Annotated in this window: 17 protein-coding genes; 16 read left to right on the top strand and 1 reads right to left on the bottom strand. The window is 39.3% G+C overall.

Annotation, left to right across the window (positions count from 1 at the left end):
- Nucleotides 1-41 precede the first annotated feature (41 nt).
- From OTK01_RS09375 to OTK01_RS09315, 13 genes are all read left to right on the top strand, one after another.
- Nucleotides 42-1,259, top strand: a complete 1,218-nt coding sequence (locus tag OTK01_RS09375; RefSeq protein ID WP_029228769.1) for a sn-glycerol-1-phosphate dehydrogenase — start codon at nucleotides 42-44, stop codon at nucleotides 1,257-1,259.
- A gap of 43 nt (nucleotides 1,260-1,302) precedes the next feature.
- The gene (gene cheB, locus OTK01_RS09370; protein ID WP_014042630.1) at nucleotides 1,303-2,373 is read left to right on the top strand and encodes a chemotaxis-specific protein-glutamate methyltransferase CheB; all 1,071 of its coding nucleotides are present in this window, start codon (nucleotides 1,303-1,305) and stop codon (nucleotides 2,371-2,373) included.
- Nucleotides 2,374-2,700: 327 nt separating this feature from the next.
- Nucleotides 2,701-6,351, top strand: coding sequence for a DNA-directed RNA polymerase subunit beta (gene rpoB, locus OTK01_RS09365; RefSeq protein ID WP_051129960.1), 3,651 nt, complete (start codon nucleotides 2,701-2,703; stop codon nucleotides 6,349-6,351).
- 28 nt (nucleotides 6,352-6,379) lie between these two features.
- Nucleotides 6,380-9,871 (top strand): DNA-directed RNA polymerase subunit beta', encoded by a 3,492-nt coding sequence (gene rpoC / locus OTK01_RS09360; protein WP_029228766.1) that lies wholly within the window; start codon nucleotides 6,380-6,382, stop codon nucleotides 9,869-9,871.
- Between the two features lie 184 nt (nucleotides 9,872-10,055).
- Nucleotides 10,056-10,310 carry a L7Ae/L30e/S12e/Gadd45 family ribosomal protein gene (locus OTK01_RS09355; RefSeq protein ID WP_013430775.1) on the top strand — a complete coding sequence of 85 codons (255 nt, stop codon included), beginning with the start codon at nucleotides 10,056-10,058 and terminating at the stop codon, nucleotides 10,308-10,310.
- 23 nt (nucleotides 10,311-10,333) lie between these two features.
- Entirely contained in the window at nucleotides 10,334-10,771 is a 438-nt protein-coding gene (gene rpsL, locus OTK01_RS09350) for a 30S ribosomal protein S12 (protein WP_013290052.1), read from the top strand.
- Nucleotides 10,772-10,838: 67 nt separating this feature from the next.
- Nucleotides 10,839-11,312, top strand: a complete 474-nt coding sequence (gene rpsG, locus OTK01_RS09345) for a 30S ribosomal protein S7 (protein ID WP_013290053.1) — start codon at nucleotides 10,839-10,841, stop codon at nucleotides 11,310-11,312.
- Nucleotides 11,313-11,341: 29 nt separating this feature from the next.
- Nucleotides 11,342-13,417 carry an elongation factor G gene (fusA, locus tag OTK01_RS09340; RefSeq protein WP_013433112.1) on the top strand — a complete coding sequence of 692 codons (2,076 nt, stop codon included), beginning with the start codon at nucleotides 11,342-11,344 and terminating at the stop codon, nucleotides 13,415-13,417.
- A gap of 83 nt (nucleotides 13,418-13,500) precedes the next feature.
- A complete protein-coding gene (gene tuf / locus OTK01_RS09335; protein ID WP_013403741.1) occupies nucleotides 13,501-14,703 on the top strand; it encodes an elongation factor Tu in 1,203 nt (400 codons plus the stop codon).
- A 158-nt stretch (nucleotides 14,704-14,861) separates the two neighbouring features.
- The gene (gene hflX / locus OTK01_RS09330) at nucleotides 14,862-16,391 is read left to right on the top strand and encodes a GTPase HflX (protein WP_029228765.1); all 1,530 of its coding nucleotides are present in this window, start codon (nucleotides 14,862-14,864) and stop codon (nucleotides 16,389-16,391) included.
- Between the two features lie 92 nt (nucleotides 16,392-16,483).
- Nucleotides 16,484-16,906, top strand: coding sequence for an NUDIX hydrolase (locus OTK01_RS09325; protein ID WP_013403739.1), 423 nt, complete (start codon nucleotides 16,484-16,486; stop codon nucleotides 16,904-16,906).
- 129 nt (nucleotides 16,907-17,035) lie between these two features.
- On the top strand, nucleotides 17,036-17,656 hold the full coding sequence (locus tag OTK01_RS09320) for a YigZ family protein (RefSeq protein WP_029228764.1): 621 nt from the start codon (nucleotides 17,036-17,038) through the stop codon (nucleotides 17,654-17,656).
- Between the two features lie 21 nt (nucleotides 17,657-17,677).
- On the top strand, nucleotides 17,678-18,289 hold the full coding sequence (locus OTK01_RS09315) for a hypothetical protein (RefSeq protein WP_029228763.1): 612 nt from the start codon (nucleotides 17,678-17,680) through the stop codon (nucleotides 18,287-18,289).
- On the opposite strand, the gene OTK01_RS09310 is transcribed toward OTK01_RS09315, so the two are convergent.
- The gene (locus OTK01_RS09310; protein ID WP_029228762.1) at nucleotides 18,260-19,747 is read right to left on the bottom strand and encodes an oligosaccharide flippase family protein; all 1,488 of its coding nucleotides are present in this window, start codon (nucleotides 19,745-19,747) and stop codon (nucleotides 18,260-18,262) included. The two genes, OTK01_RS09315 and OTK01_RS09310, sit on opposite strands and share 30 nt — an antisense overlap.
- Before the next feature lie 136 nt (nucleotides 19,748-19,883).
- Between OTK01_RS09310 and OTK01_RS09305 the strand changes: the two genes are divergently transcribed.
- From OTK01_RS09305 to OTK01_RS09295, 3 genes are all read left to right on the top strand, one after another.
- Entirely contained in the window at nucleotides 19,884-20,615 is a 732-nt protein-coding gene (locus OTK01_RS09305) for a YebC/PmpR family DNA-binding transcriptional regulator (protein WP_029228761.1), read from the top strand.
- A gap of 75 nt (nucleotides 20,616-20,690) precedes the next feature.
- Nucleotides 20,691-21,263, top strand: coding sequence for a BofC C-terminal domain-containing protein (locus OTK01_RS09300; RefSeq protein WP_029228760.1), 573 nt, complete (start codon nucleotides 20,691-20,693; stop codon nucleotides 21,261-21,263).
- Nucleotides 21,264-21,348: 85 nt separating this feature from the next.
- A complete protein-coding gene (locus OTK01_RS09295) occupies nucleotides 21,349-21,711 on the top strand; it encodes a hypothetical protein (RefSeq protein WP_029228759.1) in 363 nt (120 codons plus the stop codon).
- The last annotated feature ends 34 nt before the right edge of the window (nucleotides 21,712-21,745 follow it).

Genomic DNA, 21,745 nt, shown 5'->3' with positions numbered 1-21,745 from the left:
CTTAGGAGATCAAATGAATTCCCAAAAAAGGAGAGACCAAAATGGAAGTTGTATGGGAAAGACCCTATGAGGTATTTTCTGAGTTCATGGCTGCAAATAGTTACAAATCTTCTCTGATTATTTGCGATAGAAACACCTTTGATGTGTGTGCTAATAAAGTCAAAGAAACAGCTGAAAAGGCCAATATTAAATATAAGATTGTATGTTTTGAGCCAGATGTTGTGGCAGATGAGTATGCGCTTGGAAAAGTTTTGTTTGAGATAGAACAAGCAGATATATTTGTGGGAGTAGGAAGTGGAACAATTTCTGACATAACACGGTATACAGCATACAAGTTCAAAGTCCCGTTTGTTTTGTTTCCAACAGCACCTTCAATGGACGGGTTTGCCTCTTCTGTTGCAGCACTTACCATAAATGGCCTAAAAACAACAGTCTTGGCATCATCGCCAGAGGCTATCTTTGTGGATATGGAGGTGATAGAAAATTCACCTAAAATTTTAAAAAAAGCAGGATTCGGAGATTTGATGGGCAAGATTACTGCTCTTCTTGACTGGCAACTTTCACACATTATCTTTGATGAGACGATAGACTTGGAAGTTTTACAAATTGTGAAAGATACATATCTAAAAACTCTGAATTCAGTGGGCGAAAACCACTTTTATAAGAATTTATTGGAAGGTCTAATAACCTCTGGTATTATGATGGCAAGAGTTAACTCTTCGCGTCCTGCGTCAGGCTGTGAACACCATCTTTCTCATTTTTGGGAATATCACAGAATAAAAACTTATCATGGGATAAAAGTTGGGCTTGCAACCCTTTATGTGCTGAGGTTTTATGAGCACTTTTTAAATCTTGACAAATCCAGAATTCTTGAAAGGAAAGAATATAGAGTAGATATAGAATCCTGGAAAGATATAATAAAGAGAGGATTTCAACCAACTTTTGAAAGTATAATAAAACAAAATATTGGAAGAGTAAGTAAGTTAAATGATAAAGAGTTTAGATATAATGTGATAAACAGGCTTGTTGGAAAGAAAGAAGTTATAGATGAGTTGATAAAAGAAACAATTGGTATATATGATGAGCTGATTGATGCTTACAAAAAACTTGAAATACCTATGAATTATTGGGAGATTGGTATAGATGAGAATCTTTTTAAGATATCATTTTTATGTGCACCGAATATCAGAGAAAGGTTTACCATACTGCATTTGTACGAATTTTTAGGCTTGACAGATGAGGTTGTACAGAGCTTCTGAGTATGTTCTGTTTTGATACCAGCAATTTTGGGAATAAATATTAATGAAAAATGATTGTATTGGTGATGAGTTTATGTACAAGGTATTGGTTGTTGACGATTCGGCATTTATGAGACAGCTCATAAAATCGGTTTTAGAGAGTACTGGCAAATTTGTTGTGACAGTTGCTCAAACTCCTCTCATTGCACTTGACAGGGTTAGAAAGTTTAAGTTTGATGTGATAACAATTGACTATGAAATGCCATATATGAACGGTGTTGAGCTTATAAAAAAGATAAAAGAGATAACAGATACAAAGATTTTGATGATAAGTGCATACACGCGCCCAGGAGCTTACACTACTTTTGAGGCATTGTCAGCAGGCGCTTTCGATTATATTCTAAAGCCCTCTTCTGAAGATGAGCTTGAAGAGTTCAAGTATGAGCTAATCAAAAAACTTACTGCGGTGTGCGAAGAGAGTAAAAAAGAAGATGCGTCAAAAGTACATGAACTTCCAGCTGCTGTTGAAGGGAAAATTTTACTGGAAGAGAACATTGTTGAGAGGGTAAGGTTGGCAAGGGTTATCGGTATAGGTATATCCACAGGTGGTCCACCAGTTTTAGAAAGGATGTTTAAGTCTTTGAAAAAAGATTTTCCTATTCCTATTCTTGTTGTTCAGCACATGCCGCCGAACTTCACAAAACCGTTTGCTGACAGACTTGCTACCATTACATCAAAATGTATAAAAGAAGCTTCTGATAAGGAAGAGATAAAGGGTGGTTGCATCTACATTGCGAAAGGTGGTTACCATTTAGCGGTGGAAGAGATAAATGGAAAACTATGTACAAGAGTGCTTGACCTTGAAAAAATAAAAAGCCACAAACCTTCGGCAGACATTCTTTTCAGTTCAGTAGCAGAAGCCTGCGGAAGAGCTTCTGTTGGAATTGTGATGACAGGGATGGGTTCAGATGGGAGCGACGGGATTTTAGAGATGAGAAAAAAAGGGGCGCTCACAATTGCACAGGATGAAAAAAGTTGTGTGGTTTTTGGTATGCCAAAAGCGGCCATTGAAAAGGGAGCAATTGAGCTTGTTTTAAGCCCTGACCAGATTGTTGAGCTTTTAAATAGAGTATGAGGGTTTAATAAAGATTGACAACACTCAAAAAGAGATGACCACTGAAAAAGCTATTAAGTAAGTGGTCATCTTTATTTTTTAAAGCTTGGGCAAAAAATTTTATTCACTTCATTGACACAAAAAAGTGCTTATGTTATAATAACAAAATGCGTTAATATGGGTATAACTTCCTTTCAACTTGGACTATTCCAATAAAAGCTGAGATATCGTGAGGCTTTCAAGAATAGATTGTATTTTTAAGGAAATAATAATAAAGATAAGGAAATTTTTTAAGAGGTGATATAGTTGGCACTACCTCGTCCTGTGCAATATGGCAAAGTTCAAAGAATGAGTTATGGTAAGGTTAAGGAAGTTCTGGATTTGCCATATCTTTTGGAAATCCAGAAAAAGTCATTTCAATGGTTCTTGGATGAAGGGCTTAGAGAGGTCTTAAGAGAGATATCTCCTATTAAAGACTACAGTGAAACCTTACTTTTGGAGTTTGTAGACTATTATTTTGACGGGCCACCTAAGTATTCAGAGCAGGAGTGCAAAGAAAGAGACGCAACATATGCAAGACCTCTAAAAGTAAAGGTCAGACTTATAAACAAAGAAACAGGCGAGATAAAAGAACAGGACATTTATATGGGCGAATTCCCAATTATGACCGAAACCGGAACATTTATCATCAATGGTGCGGAAAGAGTAATTGTAAGCCAGCTCATCCGTTCACCTGGGTGTTACTTTGCATCTTCCATTGATAAGCAAGGAAGAAAAATATTTTCAGGAACTCTCATTCCAAACAGAGGTGCATGGCTTGAATTCGAAACTGATGCAAGCGAGCTTTTGTCTGTCAGACTTGACAGGACAAGGAAGGTTTCTCTCACAACCCTGTTAAAGGCGTTTGGGCTTTACAATCAACAGCTGATATTTGAAAAGTTTGGCGAGGATGAGAGACTGAAAGCTTCGCTTGAGAAAGAAGCCAATAAAGGTGAGCTTGGCAATCCAGTTGAGAATGCACTTTTAGAGGTTTACAGAAGACTAAGACCTGGTGAGCCTCCAAACGTTGAAAATGCTCGAAGTCTTCTTTACAATATGTTCTTTGACCCGAGAAGGTATGATTTAGCAAAAGTAGGAAGATATAAATTCAATAAAAAATTGTCGCTGTGGAAGAGGATTTTCAACAAAAGAGCTGCCCAGGATGTAGTTGACCCGATGACTGGAGAAATATTGGTCAAAGAAGGAGAGGTAATTACAAGAGAGATTGCATTAAACATTCAGGATGCAGGTATCAACGAGGTATGGGTATATGCAGATGAAGAGAGACCATTTAAGGTTGTGGGGAACAATACAGTAAAACTTGACAGATACGTAGAATTTGATGTATCTGACCTTAACATAAAAGAGCTTGTTTACAAGCCTGTTTTAGATGATATTCTTAAGATAACAAATGATGTTTCTGAGATTAAAAGACTTATAAAAGAAAAAGAAAGAGAGCTTGTTCCTTACTGTCTTACAATAGATGACATATATGCAGCAACAAGCTATTTCTTGGGTCTCAAATATGGTATCGGAACAACTGATGACATTGACCATTTGGGCAACAGAAGGGTAAGAGCAGTAGGAGAACTTTTGCAGAACCAGTTCAGAATTGGTCTTGCACGAATGGAAAGAGTTATTCGCGAGAGAATGAACATACACGATATTGACACTGTAACTCCTCAGACACTGATAAACATAAGACCTGTTACAGCAGCAATCAAGGAGTTTTTTGGTTCAAGCCCGCTATCACAGTTTATGGACCAGGTAAACCCGCTGGCAGCACTTACAAACAAAAGAAGACTTTCAGCTTTGGGACCTGGTGGACTTTCCAGGGACAGAGCAGGGTTTGAGGTAAGAGATGTGCATCATTCTCATTATGGAAGAATGTGTCCTATCGAGACCCCAGAAGGTCCAAACATTGGTCTTATAACCTCTTTGGCAACATATGCAAGGGTCAACGAGTACGGATTTTTAGAAACACCTTACAGAAAGGTTGACAAGAAAGAAGCAAGGGTTACAGACGAGGTTGTGTATCTCACAGCTGATGAGGAAGACACATACAAGATTGCTCAGGCAACAGAACCTGTTGACGAAGAAGGAAGATTTATAAACCAGAGGGTTACAGTAAGGTTTGGTGAGGAAATCATAGAGGTTGACAAGCACGAGGTTGACCTTATAGATATATCACCTAAACAGATTGTTTCAGTTTCAACATCACTCATTCCGTTCTTGGAAAACGACGACGCAAACAGAGCGCTCATGGGTTCTAACATGCAGCGCCAGGCAGTGCCGCTTTTGAAAACTGAAGCACCAATAATTGGAACGGGTGTTGAATACAGGGCTGCGGTTGACTCTGGTGTGTGCATTCTTGCCAAAAAAGATGGTGTTGTTGAAAAGGTATCTGCTGATGAGATTGTTATCAGAAATAATGATGGAACAAAGGATGTATATCATCTTTTGAAATTCAAGAGGACTAACCAGGGGACATGTTTTAACCAAAGACCAATTGTGAGAAAAGGACAAGAGGTCAAAGCTGGAGAGGTTATAGCAGACGGACCGTCCACCGACCATGGTGAACTTGCGCTTGGTAAAAACGTCCTGGTTGCTTTCATGCCATGGGAAGGTTATAACTATGAGGACGCTATCTTGATTTCAGAAAGGCTTGTAAAAGAGGATGTTTATACCTCTATTCACATAGAAGAATATGAGTGTGAGGCAAGAGATACAAAGCTTGGACCTGAAGAAATAACAAGAGATATTCCAAATGTTGGCGAAGATGCAATAAAGGATTTGGATGAAAGAGGAATTATCAGAATCGGTGCAGAGGTAAAAAGCGGTGACATTCTTGTTGGCAAGGTTACTCCAAAGGGTGAGACCGAGCTTACAGCTGAAGAAAGACTTTTGAGAGCTATATTTGGTGAAAAGGCAAGAGAGACAAGAGACACGTCCTTGAGGGTACCGCACGGTGAAGGTGGAATTGTTGTAGATGTAAAGGTATTCTCTCGCGACAAGGGAGATGAGCTTCCACCGGGTGTAAACCAGCTTGTGAGGGTGTATGTTGCTCAGAAAAGGAAGATATCAGTTGGTGACAAGATGGCAGGCCGCCATGGGAACAAAGGTGTTATCTCAAGGATTTTGCCTGTTGAGGATATGCCATTTTTACCTGACGGCACACCTGTTGACATAGTTCTAAATCCGCTTGGCGTGCCATCGCGTATGAACATTGGTCAGATTTTGGAGACTCACCTTGGGTATGCGGCAAAAGCGCTTGGATGGAAGGTTGCAACACCTGTTTTTGACGGTGCAAAAGAGGAAGATATCGAAGAGGCATTAAAACTTGCAGGTTTAAATCCTACAGGTAAGACAATCTTGTATGATGGCAGAACAGGTGAACCATTTGACAATGAAGTAACTGTTGGTTACATGTACATGCTAAAACTTGTGCACCTTGTTGACGATAAAATTCATGCACGTTCCACAGGACCGTATTCGCTGGTTACACAGCAGCCTCTTGGTGGTAAAGCTCAGTTCGGTGGTCAGCGATTTGGTGAGATGGAGGTTTGGGCGCTTGAAGCGTACGGTGCTGCATATACGCTGCAAGAGCTTTTGACTGTAAAATCTGACGATGTAACAGGAAGAGTCAAGACATATGAAGCGATAGTAAAAGGAGAAAATATTCCAGAACCAGGAATTCCCGAATCTTTCAAGGTGCTTGTAAAAGAGCTTCAGAGCCTGTGTCTGGATGTAAAGCTCTTGTCTGAGGACAACAAGGAGATTGAGCTCAAAGAATCTGTCGATGAGGATGAGCAGCCACAAGGGCTTGGAGCTTTTGAGATAGGCGGCGATGAAATAGAAGATGACAAAGATATTCAAGATGACAAGGAGAAGTTTTATGAGGATTTGATGAATGCAACACAAGAAGACGACCAGGATGCTGATGATGATATAGATGAGTAAAACCTCAAAAAGGTGGGTGTTAAGACCGATGGACTTGTTCAATTTCGATGCTATTAAAATCAGTCTTGCTTCTCCTGAGAAGATAAGAGAATGGTCACGCGGTGAGGTTAAAAAACCCGAGACCATAAACTATAGAACACTCAAGCCTGAAAAAGATGGACTTTTCTGTGAAAAGATTTTTGGTCCAACAAAGGACTGGGAATGCCACTGCGGAAAGTATAAAAAGGTCAAATATAAAGGTGTTGTTTGTGACAAGTGCGGTGTTGAAGTGACAAAAGCAAAGGTAAGACGTGAGAGAATGGGGCACATTGAACTTGCTGCCCCTGTCTCTCACATCTGGTATTTCAAAGGTGTCCCAAGCAGGATGGGTTTGATTTTGGACATGACACCGCGAAATTTAGAAAAGGTTTTGTACTTTGCTGCATATGTGGTAATTGACCCGGGCGATGTACCAAATTTGGAAAAGAAACAAATTCTCTCAGAGAAAGAGTACAGGGAACTAAAAGAAAAATATGGCGACAGGTTTAAGGCAGGGATGGGAGCAGAGGCAATCAAAGAGCTTTTGAAAGAGATTGACCTTGACAAACTGGCGCAAGAGCTCAGGCAAGAACTTGAGACTGCAACAGGCCAGAAAAAATTAAAGATAATCAAAAGACTTGAGGTTGTTGAAGCTTTTAGAAAGTCTGGCAACCGTCCTGAATGGATGATACTTGATGTTATACCTGTCATCCCACCTGAACTTCGCCCCATGGTCCAGCTTGATGGCGGAAGGTTTGCAACATCTGACCTAAATGACCTTTACAGAAGAGTGATAAACAGAAACAACAGGCTCAAAAAACTAATGGATTTAGGTGCACCGGATATAATTATCAGAAACGAAAAGAGAATGCTTCAGGAAGCTGTTGATGCTCTTATAGACAATGGAAGAAGAGGAAGACCAGTAACAGGTCCTGGTAACAGACCGCTAAAATCACTATCTGATATGCTCAAAGGAAAGCAGGGAAGGTTCAGACAGAATCTTTTGGGGAAAAGAGTTGACTATTCAGGACGTTCTGTTATAGTTGTAGGGCCTGAGCTTAAGATTTACCAATGCGGTCTTCCGAAAGAGATGGCTTTAGAGCTTTTCAAACCATTTGTCATGAAAAAACTGGTTGAAAAAGGAATTTGCAACAACATAAAAAATGCAAAAAAAGCAGTTGAAAGACAGAGAAGTGAAGTGTGGGATATATTAGAAGAAGTAATAAAAGACCATCCAGTGCTGCTAAACCGAGCACCCACTTTGCACAGGCTTGGTATTCAGGCTTTTGAACCGGTACTTGTCGAAGGAAGGGCTATAAGACTTCATCCACTTGTTTGTACAGCGTACAATGCTGACTTTGACGGCGACCAGATGGCAGTACACGTTCCACTTTCTGCCGAGGCTCAGGCTGAGGCAAGGTTTTTGATGTTATCTGCCAACAACCTGTTAAAGCCGGCAGACGGTAAACCAATTGTAGTTCCGACCCAGGATATGGTTTTAGGAATTTACTACCTCACTCTTGAAAAGAAAGGTGACAAGGGTGAGGGGATGATATTCTCATCAGAAGAAGAAGCACTTTTGGCATATGAGCACAAGGTTGTTGGTCTTCATGCAAGAATAAAGGTTAAAAGGACAGCACAAGTAAATGGAGAAGTTATCTCTGGACTTGTTGAGACAACAGTTGGCAAAATCATATTAAATCAGGTAATACCGCAGGACCTTGGTTTTGTTGATAGAAGCAGGAGAGAAAATCTTCTCAAGTATGAAATTGACACACTTGTTGACAAAAAGATGCTTGGAAAAATCATTGACAGGTGTATAAAGGTTTATGGAAATACCCGAACAGCAGAGATACTGGACGAGATAAAAGAACTTGGATTTAAATTTTCAACAAGAGGAGCAATTACCATCTCAGTTTCGGACATGGTAATTCCAGAAGTCAAGCAAAAGCTCATAGCAGAGGCTGAACAAAAGGTTGAGAACATTGAAAAACTATACAGACATGGTTTGATTTCTGACGAAGAAAGATATGAACAGGTAATCTCTATATGGAACCAGACAAAAGACAAGCTTACTGAAGAACTTATCCAGAGCCTTGATGAGTTCAATCCAATATTCATGATGGCAAACTCGGGTGCAAGAGGTTCCAAAAATCAGATATCACAGCTTGCTGGTATGCGAGGACTCATGGCGAATCCGTCTGGTAAGACAATAGAGATGCCGATTAAGTCAAACTTCAGAGAAGGACTCAATGTTATAGAGTTTTTCATCTCAACACACGGTGCACGAAAAGGGCTTGCGGACACAGCACTGCGAACAGCAGACTCAGGGTATTTGACAAGAAGGCTTGTCGACGTTGCACAGGATATAATTGTAAGGGAAGAGGACTGTGGAACAGACAAAGGTATATGGGTTGAAGAGATAAGAGATGGCACAGAGGTAATTGAAACACTTGAAGAGAGGATTATTGGAAGATATGCGGCTTCTGATATTGTTGATGAAAAAACAGGTGAGGTAATAGTAAAGAAAAATGAGCTCATTACAGAAGAAGTAGCTAAGAAGATAATTGATGCAGGAATCAACAGGGTATATGTAAGGTCAGTTTTAGAGTGCAAGACAAGGTACGGTGTTTGTACAAAATGTTATGGACTTGACCTTGGCACAGGTCAGCCGGTAAATGTTGGTGAAGCAGTTGGTATAATCGCAGCACAGGCTATAGGTGAGCCGGGTACTCAGCTTACAATGAGAACATTCCACACAGGTGGTATTGCTGGGCAGGACATTACGCAAGGTCTTCCAAGGGTTGAGGAGCTGTTCGAGGCAAGAAAACCAAAAGGAGTCGCAGTGATTTCTGAAATAGAAGGGTATGTTTCAATAAAAGAAGACAAAAAGAGGACAATAACAGTCAGGAATGACAATGGTGAAGAGAGAACGTATGAGATACCGTATGGAGCAAGATTGAAGGTGAACGATGGCGATTATGTTCAGGCAGGAGATGAACTGACAGAAGGTTCGATAAATCCGCACGACCTTTTGAGGATAAAAGGGCCAAGAGGTGTTCAGAGCTATCTTTTAGCAGAAGTGCAGAAAGTTTACAAGATGCAGGGCGTTGACATAAACGACAAGCACATAGAGATAATAATCAGACAGATGATGAAGAAGGTCAAGATAGAAGACCCTGGTGATACCGAACTTTTGCCTGGCGACATTGTAGAGATACACAGGTTTGAAGAAGAGAACGACAAGGCAATAGCAGAAGGAAAACGTCCTGCGCTTGGCAGAAGGGTGCTTCTTGGTATAACAAAAGCAGCACTCTCTACTGAGTCATTCTTGTCTGCTGCATCATTCCAGGAGACAACAAGGGTATTGACAGATGCAGCAATAAAAGGGAAGGTCGACCCGCTGATTGGTCTTAAGGAAAATGTCATCATTGGTAAGCTAATTCCTGCAGGAACTGGAATGGCAAAGTACAGAAATATTGTTATTGAAGAAAATCAGTAAATTGAAAGCTTGAGCGGGTATACCTCGAAAAAGGTATACCTGCTCACAGGTAAAAAATTTTTTGAGATTACAACAAAAACAAAACAGAATGTGGTTTTAAACTTTCTTGACATAAAATAATTTGAGTGTTATTATATTTGAGTGTAATTTTACACCTTCCATGTAAAAGAGGGAGGAAGTGAATTTGTCATCATCAGACATTGAAGCTTTAAAAACTTCACCAAAGACAGTTGGTGCGCGCCAGACTGCCCAAGCTATCCAGAAAGGCAAAGCAAAGGTTGTTTTTGTCGCAAAGGACAGTGATGAATGGGTAGTGAGGGATATAATAGATATGTGCAAGCAAAAAGGAATAAAGCTTGTATTTGTGGATTCCAAAAAAGAGCTTGGGAAAATTTGTGGTATAAGTGTGGCAGCATCGTCTGCCGCGATAATTGAATAAGATTTTTTCAAGGAGGTGCAAGAATGCCAACAATAAACCAGCTTGTTAGGTACGGCAGAGAGAAAAAGGTTGAAAAGTCAAAAGCGCCAGCACTTCAAAAAGGTTTTAACTCTTTGAAGAAAAAATATTATGATATCAGCTGTCCTCAGAGAAGAGGGGTTTGTACAGTTGTCAAAACTGTAACACCTAAAAAGCCAAACTCAGCTTTAAGAAAAGTTGCAAGGGTAAGACTTACAAATGGTATTGAAGTGACAGCGTACATCCCTGGTATTGGTCACAACTTACAGGAGCACTCAGTTGTGCTGGTAAGAGGCGGAAGAGTCAAGGACCTGCCAGGTGTCAGATATCACATTGTAAGAGGTACTTTGGACTGTGCTGGTGTTGCTAACAGAAGACAGGGCCGTTCCAAGTACGGTGCAAAAAGGCCAAAACAACAAGCAGCAGGCGCTGCAAAGAAATAAAAGATGTAAAAAGTATACTAAAAGAGCAGTATGAATATTTACAGTTTTGTAGAAGGAGGGGAATAGCTTGCCAAGAAAAGGGCCGGTTAAAAAGAGAGAGATATTGCCAGACCCAGTGTACAATGACAAGGTTGTTGCAAAGCTTATTAACAAAGTTATGTATGATGGTAAAAAATCAATTGCACAAAAGATTGTATACGGTGCATTTGATATTATAAGAGAAAAAACAGGCAAAGACCCACTTGAAGTACTTGAGGCAGCCCTTAACAACGTTATGCCTGTATTAGAAGTTCGTCCAAGAAGAGTTGGTGGTGCAACATACCAGGTGCCCATCGAGGTTGCACCAGACAGAAGACTTTCTCTTGGAATTAGATGGCTTGTTGAGTATGCAAGAGAGAGAAAAGACAAAAGGACAATGAAAGAGAAACTTGCAGCAGAGATTATGGATGCAGCTAACAATACAGGTGGCGCAGTCAAAAAGAAAGAAGATACTCATAGAATGGCAGAAGCAAATAGAGCATTTGCACATTACAGATGGTAATACTATTTTGACAAGGAGGACAGAAGAAATTGCCCAGGCAGTTTCCGCTTGAAAAAACAAGAAATATAGGTATTATGGCTCATATAGATGCGGGGAAAACAACAACCACAGAGAGAATTCTCTTTTACACAGGTAAGGTTCACAAGATGGGTGAAGTCCACGAAGGAACTGCTACCATGGACTGGATGGAGCAGGAACAAGAAAGAGGTATCACAATCACCTCTGCTGCTACAACTTGTGAGTGGAAAGGTCATAGGATAAACATTATTGACACACCAGGACATGTGGACTTCACTGTTGAGGTAGAAAGGTCTCTGCGCGTGCTTGATGGTGCAATTGCTGTGTTTTGTGCAAAAGGTGGCGTAGAACCTCAGTCAGAAACTGTTTGGAGACAGGCTGACAAGTACCGTGTTCCAAGGATAGCTTATGTCAACAAGATGGACATAATGGGTGCAAACTTTTTCAATGTCATTGAGATGATGAAAGAAAGACTTGGCGCAAACCCGGTTGCAATCCAGGTTCCAATTGGAAAAGAGGATACTTTCAGAGGTATTGTTGACCTTCTCACAATGAAGGCTATAATCTATGTTGACGACCTTGGAAAAGTGTCGCAAGAAACAGAGATTCCAGATGAGGTAAAAGACATTGCTGAAGAGTACAGGATTAAGCTTTTAGAAGCTGTTGCTGAGACTGATGAAGAGATTATGATGAAATATTTAGAGGGTGAAGAGATTACAGTTGAAGAGCTCAAGGCTGCAATAAGAAAAGCTACAATAAACATGCAGATGACACCGGTACTTTGCGGTTCATCGTATAGAAACAAGGGTGTTCAGCCACTTTTAGATGCAGTTGTTGATTATCTGCCATCACCGGTTGACATTGCTGCAGTAAAAGGATTTTCACCTGACACTGGTGAAGAGATTGAAAGAAAGACAAGTGAAGATGAGCCATTCTGTGCACTGGCGTTTAAAATTATGTCTGACCCATATGTTGGTAAACTGACATTCTTGAGAGTTTATTCTGGTGTTCTTCATGCAGGTTCTTATGTCTATAACTCAACAAAGAACAAGAAAGAAAGAGTAGGCAGACTTTTGCACATGCATGCAAACCATAGAGAAGACGTTGATGCAGTATATGCCGGTGATATCTGTGCAGCAATTGGTCTTTCCAATACTACAACAGGTGATACCCTCTGTGATGAAAATCATCCAATTGTCTTAGAGTCTATGGAATTCCCAGAACCTGTTATACAGGTTGCTATTGAACCAAAGACCAAAGCTGACCAGGAAAAGATGGGTATTGCGCTGCAGAGACTTGCAGAAGAAGACCCGACATTCAAGGTATCTACAAACCACGAGACAGGACAGACTCTCATTGCAGGTATGGGAGAGCTTCACCTTGAGATTATTGTTGACAGAATGAGAAGAGAGTTCAAGGTAGAGGTCAATGTAGGTAAACCTCAGGTTGCATACAAAGAGACAATCAAGAAATCTGTCAAGGTTGAAGGAAAGTATATCAGACAGTCTGGTGGTAGAGGTCAGTACGGGCACGTTTGGCTTGAGCTTGAACCGCTTGAGAGAGGCGCAGGGTATGAGTTTGTCAACAAGATAGTCGGTGGTGTGATTCCAAAAGAGTTCATACCATCTGTCGATGCAGGTGTCCAGGAAGCAATGCAGTCAGGTGTATTGGCAGGATATCCTGTTGTGGATGTAAGAGTTACGCTGTTTGACGGTTCATACCACGAGGTTGACTCGAGCGACATGGCGTTCAGAATTGCAGCAGCTCAAGCGTTCAGAGAAGGTATGAAAAAGGCAGACCCAGTACTCTTAGAGCCTATTATGAAGGTTGAGGTTGTTGTGCCTGAGGAGTACATGGGTGATGTCATGGGTGATATCAACTCCAGACGTGGAAGAATTGAGGGTATGGAACTTAGAGGAAATGCCCAGGTCATTCGTGCATATGTTCCACTTGCAGAGATGTTTGGTTACGCAACAGACCTGAGGTCAAAGACACAGGGGCGAGGAACATACACCATGCAGTTTGACCACTATGAAGAGGTTCCAAAGAATATTGCTGATAAGATTCTTGAAATGAAGAATAAATAAGTGTTAAAATAATCTTAAACTGCGGTTGCAATTTTAAAAATTCACATAAATAAAATATTATTGTGAAGGAGGATAAAATCAGGATGGCAAAGGCTAAATTTGAAAGAACAAAACCACACGTAAACATAGGTACAATTGGACACGTTGACCATGGAAAAACAACATTGACAGCTGCAATCACAAAGGTTTTAGCTCTCAAAGGTAAAGCACAGTTTATGGCTTATGACCAGATTGACAAGGCTCCAGAGGAAAGAGAAAGAGGTATTACAATCAACACAGCACACGTTGAGTATGAGACAGACGCAAGACACTATGCACACGTTGACTGCCCAGGTCACGCTGACTACGTCAAGAACATGATAACAGGTGCTGCTCAGATGGACGGTGCAATCTTGGTTGTATCTGCAGCAGACGGTCCAATGCCACAGACAAGAGAGCACATTTTGCTTGCACGACAGGTTAACGTTCCATACATCGTTGTATTCCTCAACAAGGTTGACATGGTAGACGACCCAGAATTGATTGAGCTTGTTGAAATGGAAGTAAGAGAACTTCTTTCCAAGTATGGCTATCCAGGCGACGAAGTACCAATAGTAAAAGGTTCTGCGCTGAAGGCTTTAGAGTCAACATCACAAGACCCAAATGCTCCAGAATATCAGTGCATTTTAGAGCTCATGGATGCTGTTGACAAATACATCCCAACACCACAGAGAGACATTGACAAACCATTCTTGATGCCAATTGAAGACGTGTTCTCAATCACAGGTAGAGGTACTGTTGTAACAGGTAGAGTTGAAAGAGGAACACTCAAGACAGGCGAAGAGGTTGAAATAGTTGGTTTTGCTCCAGAGCCAAGAAAGACAGTTGTAACAGGTATTGAGATGTTCAGAAAGGTACTTGACGAGGCTGTTGCTGGTGACAATGTAGGGTGTCTTCTCAGAGGTATTCAGAAGAATGAGGTTGAAAGAGGGCAGGTTCTTGCAAAGCCAGGCACAATTAAACCTCATACAAAATTCAAAGCACAGGTTTACGTCTTGACAAAAGAAGAAGGTGGAAGACATACACCATTCTTCAATGGTTACAGACCACAGTTCTATTTCAGAACAACAGACGTTACAGGAACAATCACACTACCAGAAGGTGTAGAGATGTGCATGCCTGGCGACAACGTTGAGATGACAGTTGAGCTTATCTCTCCAATAGCTATTGAGTCAGGACTAAGATTTGCTATCCGCGAAGGCGGAAGAACAGTTGGTGCAGGTTCTGTTACAACAATAATTGAATAATCAAAAAAGCCCAAGCCTAAGGTGAGAAAAGCTTTAAAGCTTTCCAGACTTAGGTTTGGGCTTTTTTTGGCTCAAAAGATTTTGTGCAAGATATAAGCTGCTTCAAGGAGGTGTTTTTAAAAAACTGTATGGCACGAATAAGAGAGTATTATCACAATATGATTCAAAAACTTAAGTCCCATCAGACAGAAGAGTATATGATTGATGAGTTTGTCTACAATCTACTAAAAGAGTTTTCGCTGAATCTCAATAAAGAAATAGCAATTGTTTTGAACAGAAAAGGGAGAATTGAAGAGGTTCTAATAGAAAAGAAAGAATTTGCAGAGCTTGAAAACCAGGATTCTTTTCCTAAAAAGGCAGCGTTAATCTTTACAAGATTATCTTCTGCATCACATCCTTCAATGCTTGACCTCTCCACGCTTATAATGAAAAAGTATGATTATGTAATGACAATCTCTCTCAAAACTGAGGAAGCTACAATAGCTTTTTGGGGTAGCCAACTAAAAGAGGTTGAAACGATTGGACCACACAGAATAGAATATTTTTATAATCTTGATATCTCATCCAAGATTTCAGAAGTGGATGAAAAACAGAGGGAAAGAGAAAAAATTCACGAGACTTTGACAGAAAAAGAGGAAAGGGCTTTGCTTGTTGATGTGTGGCCAAAAAGTTTGTCTGAGCTTGACAGACACCTTTTAGAAGAGCTTGAGAGCCTGTGTAAGACTGCAGGGGTTAAAGTTGTTGACAAGGTGGTACAAGTAAGAAGGAGCATAGACCCTGCGTATTTTATAGGAAGAGGTAAAGCAGAAGAGATACTTTCAATCTGCCAGCAAAAAGACATTGACGTTGTGATATTCAACAGAGAACTTTCGCCTGCTCAGATAAAAAACTTGGAAGAGCTTCTTTTGAGAAAAGTGATAGACAGAACTGATGTTATACTTGACATATTTGCAAGGCGTGCAAGGACCAAAGAAGGAAAACTTCAGGTAGAACTTGCACAGCTTTTGACTCTGCTTCCGCGCCTGCGTGGGACTGGAGTGCTACTTTCAAGGCTTGGTGGCGGAATTGGGACAAGAGGGCCAGGTGAGACCAAGCTTGAGATTGACAGAAGACATATCCAGCGCAGGATTGAAGAGATAAAAAAAGAGCTTGAAAAGATGAAAAAAAGCAGGGAAGTACAGAGAAAAAGCAGAATAGAGAACCAGGTGCCGGTGGTGTCAATAATTGGTTACACAAACGCGGGCAAGTCTACTCTCATGAACAGAATCTCAAAAGCAGATGTTCTGGTAGAAGACAAACTATTTGCAACACTTGATACTACAACAAGAAGGGTGTACCACAAAGGCAAAGAATTTTTGCTCACTGATACTGTTGGGTTTATAAGAAACTTGCCGCATCATCTTGTTGAGGCGTTTTCCTCAACATTAGAAGAGGTCAAGTACTCAAACCTTATACTGAACGTTGTGGATATATCTGACCCGTATTATTATGACCACATAAAAGTATCTGAGGATTTGCTAAAACAGCTTGGAGCAGAAAATATCCCTCTTATAAGGGTTTATAACAAGATAGATAAAGTGGACCTTTCAACTGTAGATGTGTTTGACAATGTACCTCATGTTTTTATCTCTGCTCAGGATGGCAGAGGTATTGATACTTTGCTTGATATGATTGTTGAGAGGATTTAATTATATGAAATTTGTTGAATATGGTGAATAAAGAGGGTATTATTAAAGTAGGGGGAAATTTTTATTAAAATAAAAGAAAGGGGTTGTCCGCATTGCTAATCCGTAATTGTGCTGGTGGAGTTGTGTTCTACCAGGGAAAAATCTTTATCATGAAGAACGAGAAGGGCGAATGGGTGTTTCCAAAAGGTGTTATAAGGAACGGCGAGATTGCACCCGAAGTTGCGGTAAGAAGGGTCAAGGAAGAAGTTGGGATTGATGCTTCAATTCTCTCCACAGCAGGTCAAACAAGTTATGAGTTCTATTCTGTCACACGTCAGAGACCAGTTTGTAACAAGATTATATGGTATATCATGGAAGCAAAGTCTCCCGAGTTTTTGAAAGAAAACAAGGAAGAGAACGTTTTTGATGCCGGATATTTTGACATTGAAGAGGCTATCCAGAAGATTACTTACAGCCAAGACAAGGCTCTGGCATCCTGTGCGTATGAACAGTACAAACAGCTTGTGAATATTTAAATCAGCATTTATAATATATATGATGCAAAGTTTTGACGGGCTGTCATTGAATTTAACATAAAATGACAGCCCTTTTTGATATGAAAATAGCTATATGATTAATTACGGCAAAGGAGATTAAAATAAAAAATGGGATTTAAAACCATTGCTCAAAATGTCCGAGTAGAATTTGTTGAAAAAAAGTCAAGGTTCATTGCATCGGTTTTCAGGGTAGAAAATCAGCATGAGGTTAATACCTTCCTTGACCAGGTCAGAAAAGAGTTTTATGATGCAACACACAACGTGTATGCCTATACATATGGTATTGAATATCCTGTACAGAAATATTCGGATGATGGTGAGCCTCAGGGGACAGCCGGGCTTCCTGTCATGGAGGTAATAAGAAAGAGCAATGTTTCAAATGTGCTAATTGTAGTAACCCGATATTTTGGCGGAATTCTGCTGGGCGCGTCAGGACTTGTCAGGGCGTATACACAGGCAGCAAGCCTCGGGCTTGAAAAAGCAGGTATTTTGGAGTATCATGAGTGTGAAGAGGTTTTACTTAGTGTAGAATATTCTGATTTTGAGAAGATTAAATGGCTTGCTTCAAGGTTTAATACAAAGATAGAAAAGATTGAATATTCGCAAGTTGTAGATTTGTTGCTGGCAATCAAAAAAGAAGAGGTGGATGAGTTTATAAAGAGCGTTTCAGATATTACATCCGGCAACTTCCTGGCTGACAAAAAAGGGATAGTTTTAAGAGCAATTTAGGAAAAAGGATGTGTTTGTACTGTGAACAAGAAAGAGAATGTGTGTAAATACCTTTTTACAAATCCACTTTATTTTGTCCAGAACATTTCGCTTCTTAACAATTTTGTAGCAGGAATTGTAGTGTTTTTGATATATATTACACTTTTTACAATCTATGTTTACCTTCAGATTAGAAAAGGGTATGAAATAATGCCAGGAGAAGCAGGTCTTGTATTTTTTACCGACAGAATAAAATCCGATTTAGAGAATTTAAGACTGGCAAGGCTTATTATTACCCTTTTTTCAAACCAAATTTTTAAGCTTTTTATGCTGGTAATCATAGTCTTCTTAGCAGCTTCCATTGCTACAAGAAAAAGAGCTAATGTTTCACAAGTAATAACCACATTGACAGTATCGTACCTTCTTCCGTCATATACATTTTTGATAGGTATTATCTTCTGGTTTTTACCAATTGGCTATGCAGTTTTTAAAGTGTCAGAGATGTTTTTCTTGATATCCGTTTATGAAGCACTTTCAAAGGGTTTCGGAATAACAAGAGCAAAGGCCTTGGCAGTAGTATTTGTGATTGTGCTTTTCTACTGTGTGCTTTATATATATTCGCCTTCAGTCTTTCTTACGCCTTTTCTGATATAAAAGGATAAAGTAGCTAATTAGAAAGTATCCTGATAAAAACAGAATAATAAAAACTTGCATTGAAGTTATGTTCAGATAAATGAGTATGGTAAATATAAGCAGGCACACAACTGCAAATTGGAATATGAGAAAGATTATCCTTTTTTCAAGAACAAATTCAAACTCAAGCCTTGATATCTTTTCAATCATTATGATGCATGAAATAAGGGCAAATATATTTGAAATCCAGATATAAGGGATTTCACTTTTAAAAAGTAATATAGCTGGAATATAGGCTATCAATCTTGCTACTGTCAGTACTGTATTTAAAATAAAATTAAAATTGACCTTATCAAGTGCATTAAGTAAACTTGAAAGTACAACAGAAAGATAATAAAATGCTATTGCAGGGGCAATGTGCTTAAGATACACTCCTGCTTGAGGGTTTTTGTATAGCAAATTACAAATCTGTACAGGAAAAAGTAAAAATATGCATGTTGCTGGCAATGAAATAGCAATGGTAAGTAAAAGAAAAGAGTTTATTCGAGAGTTTAGGGTTTTTGTGTTAATCTTTGTCTCGGAAATGGTAGGAATTATTATGATGGATAGTGAATTTATTATTACAAGTGGCAAGGTTGCTGCTGGGAAGCTCATGCCATTTATTATTCCATAAATGGAGATTGCTTTGGTTTTTGTATTGCCGATGCTTTCAAACATTTTGGGAATTATCATATTTTCAAGTGATTGAAAAATCATTCCAAGGACACTGGCTGTGGCAAGCGGCACAGATACTTTGAATATATTAGAGGAAATCTGCACAATCTCAGAAAGCTTAATCGAAAATCGAATATTTTTGTATTTGAGCTTGTATGATATCCAAAGGAAACTCAGACTTGAAAGTTCTCCTATAAGAATTCCTAAGAAAGACAAAAATAGCTTTGTGTCAAGCGAAGATGACTTTGCTACTGTCAAAAAAATAGGACAGGTGACAGAAAGTCTGACAATATTTTCAAACACCTCTGCCAAGGCAGGGGGAGTAGGATTTTGAATGCCATAAAAAAAGCCTTTCAAAATAGCTGACTGGGTGACAACCACAATACACACAATAAGAGGGTAGACCATGTGTTTGAGATGTGGAGTAGAAAATACAATATCACAGAAAAATGGGTTTAATGTCAAAAACAATATGGAAATTATAACGCTCCAGAAAAAGAGTATCCTGCTCATCACAAAGACAACTTTTTCTTTTAGCCCAGCTGAATAGCAGTTTTCAGCAATATATTTTGAAATGGCTGTCAAAATCCCACCGCTTGATATGCTGTAGAATAGATAATAAAGTGTCATGCCAAATGTATAAAGTCCCATGCCAACAGAACCAATTCTGCGCGATATGAATACTCTATAAAAGAAAAATAGGCTATATGTTAATATATTACAAAGTGTAAGTATTACGATTTGCTTTAAAATCTTTTTATTCATCTTTCTTTCATCACAAGCTAATCTTTGTTCATTATTAAATCTTATGTACCAATTTCATTTGACATTAGCTTTAAATCTAATTTATAATTCCATATTGAGCACAATAGCAGTTTAAAAAGTAGGGGGAAGTAAGAATATGGCTGGACATTCAAAGTGGGCGAATATAAAACACAAAAAAGAAAAGACAGACGCACAGAAAGGGAAACTTTTTACAAAACTTGGTAGAGAGCTTATGGTTGTAGCAAAGATGTACGGCCCTGACCCTGAGACAAACCCGAAGCTCAGGGATGTAATCGCAAAAGCTAAGGCAAACAACATGCCCATGGATAAGATAATGGGGTTTATAAAGAGGGCAGCTGGTGAGATTGACACAACAGGGTACGAAGACATTACGTACGAGGGCTATGGACCTGGTGGAGTTGCAGTTATTGTTGAGGCAATGACAAACAACAGAAATAGAACTGCAGGTGAACTTAGACACATTTTTGACAAAAATGGTGGAAATCTTGGTCAAACAGGCTGTGTTTCATGGATGTTCAGCAGAAAAGGTGTCATAGTTATTGAAAAAGAAAGTTTTCCAAATGAAGACTTTGTGATGGAAAAGGCGTTAGAGTATGGTGCTGAGGATTTTACCTCAGAAAATGGTATATATGAAATAATTACATCACCTGAGGATTTTTCAAAGGTCAGAGAAGGTCTTGAGAAGGAAGGTTTTACATTTATAAGAGCTCAGATAGAGATGATTCCTCAGACAACTGTAAAGCTTTCAAGTGAAGATGCCCAGAAAATGAGAAGACTTATTGACATGCTTGAAGATAACGATGATGTAAAAGAGGTTTATCACAACTGGGAAGAAGATGAAGAGTAAACTTTATGTATAGCAGTGGGTTTGGCAGGGAATAATAGTAAAAAAAGTTTGAGTACTAATGGGGGCTACAAGAAAATGAAACTGTATTTTAAAACTGCCACGCTCACTGCTATTATTATTTTCCTGTTTATAGTGTCGTTTGCAGTGGGGTTTACTATAACATTAGAAAGAGGAAAAGTAAAGTCCGAAAAGGATATAAAAGGTAAGAATGTAACACAGATTGCATATATAAACAAGGATATAGAAGGCAGAATAGCTGATAATACTTTGTTTGTTGTAAGAAAATATTTTAAAGGATGTGGACACGTCATCGAAGAGAAAAAGTTAGTACCAAAAGAATATGTAGGGATGTCAAAACAGGACTTTAAAAATATGTTTGCAGAATGGGAAATAGATGCATTTAGCTCTAAGTATGTGGTGATAAGCCGAGTATTTGACGGCTTTTGTCCCAACCATTTTATAATTTCTATAAAAGACGGAAGAGTAGCTATATTTTATTCGCAACCTGTAGATGGTGATACTCTAAAGCTCATTACTCCAATTAGTATTGAGAACTTACCAGAACAAGAGGTCAATGATTTAAAAAAAGGAATCGTGGTCAACTCGTTTGAAGATGCAATAAAGATAATTGAGGATTTTGGAAGTTAAAAAATTTTATGTAACACAGTTTACCCATAATTCATATTATGTTAATGGAAGAAGACATAATATGAATTATGGGAGGTAAGAAGGTATGTCAGAAGAACTGGATTTGAGGTATGAAGGTCACGAACATCACTGCCACGACATCTGTGAACACATGAAAAGATATTTAGGAGAAACAGTTACAGTGTTCACAGAAAGCGGAGGAGAAAGCGGACAGGGATTTACAGGTGTTTTGGCACTTGTCACACCAAGGTTTATAAGGCTTATTGTAACTATAGGGACACCACCAGATGACCCCTTCTGGTACAGAGGCTATGACTCAAGAGAAGAGTTTGGTGAACATCATCGAAGAGAAAGATGTTGCCCGCCACGCAGAAGATTTTGTGGCCTTGGTTCAATAGTTGACATTCCATGCAGAAAGATAGTTGCATTTGTTCACAATGCTGTATAAAAAGTCTTGAGAGGCTGGCACAATTAAAACTGCC

The sequence above is a fragment of the Caldicellulosiruptor acetigenus genome, assembly GCF_026914305.1.
GTDB lineage: Bacteria > Bacillota > Thermoanaerobacteria > Caldicellulosiruptorales > Caldicellulosiruptoraceae > Caldicellulosiruptor > Caldicellulosiruptor acetigenus.
This window is presented reverse-complemented; position numbering and strand designations above follow the sequence as displayed.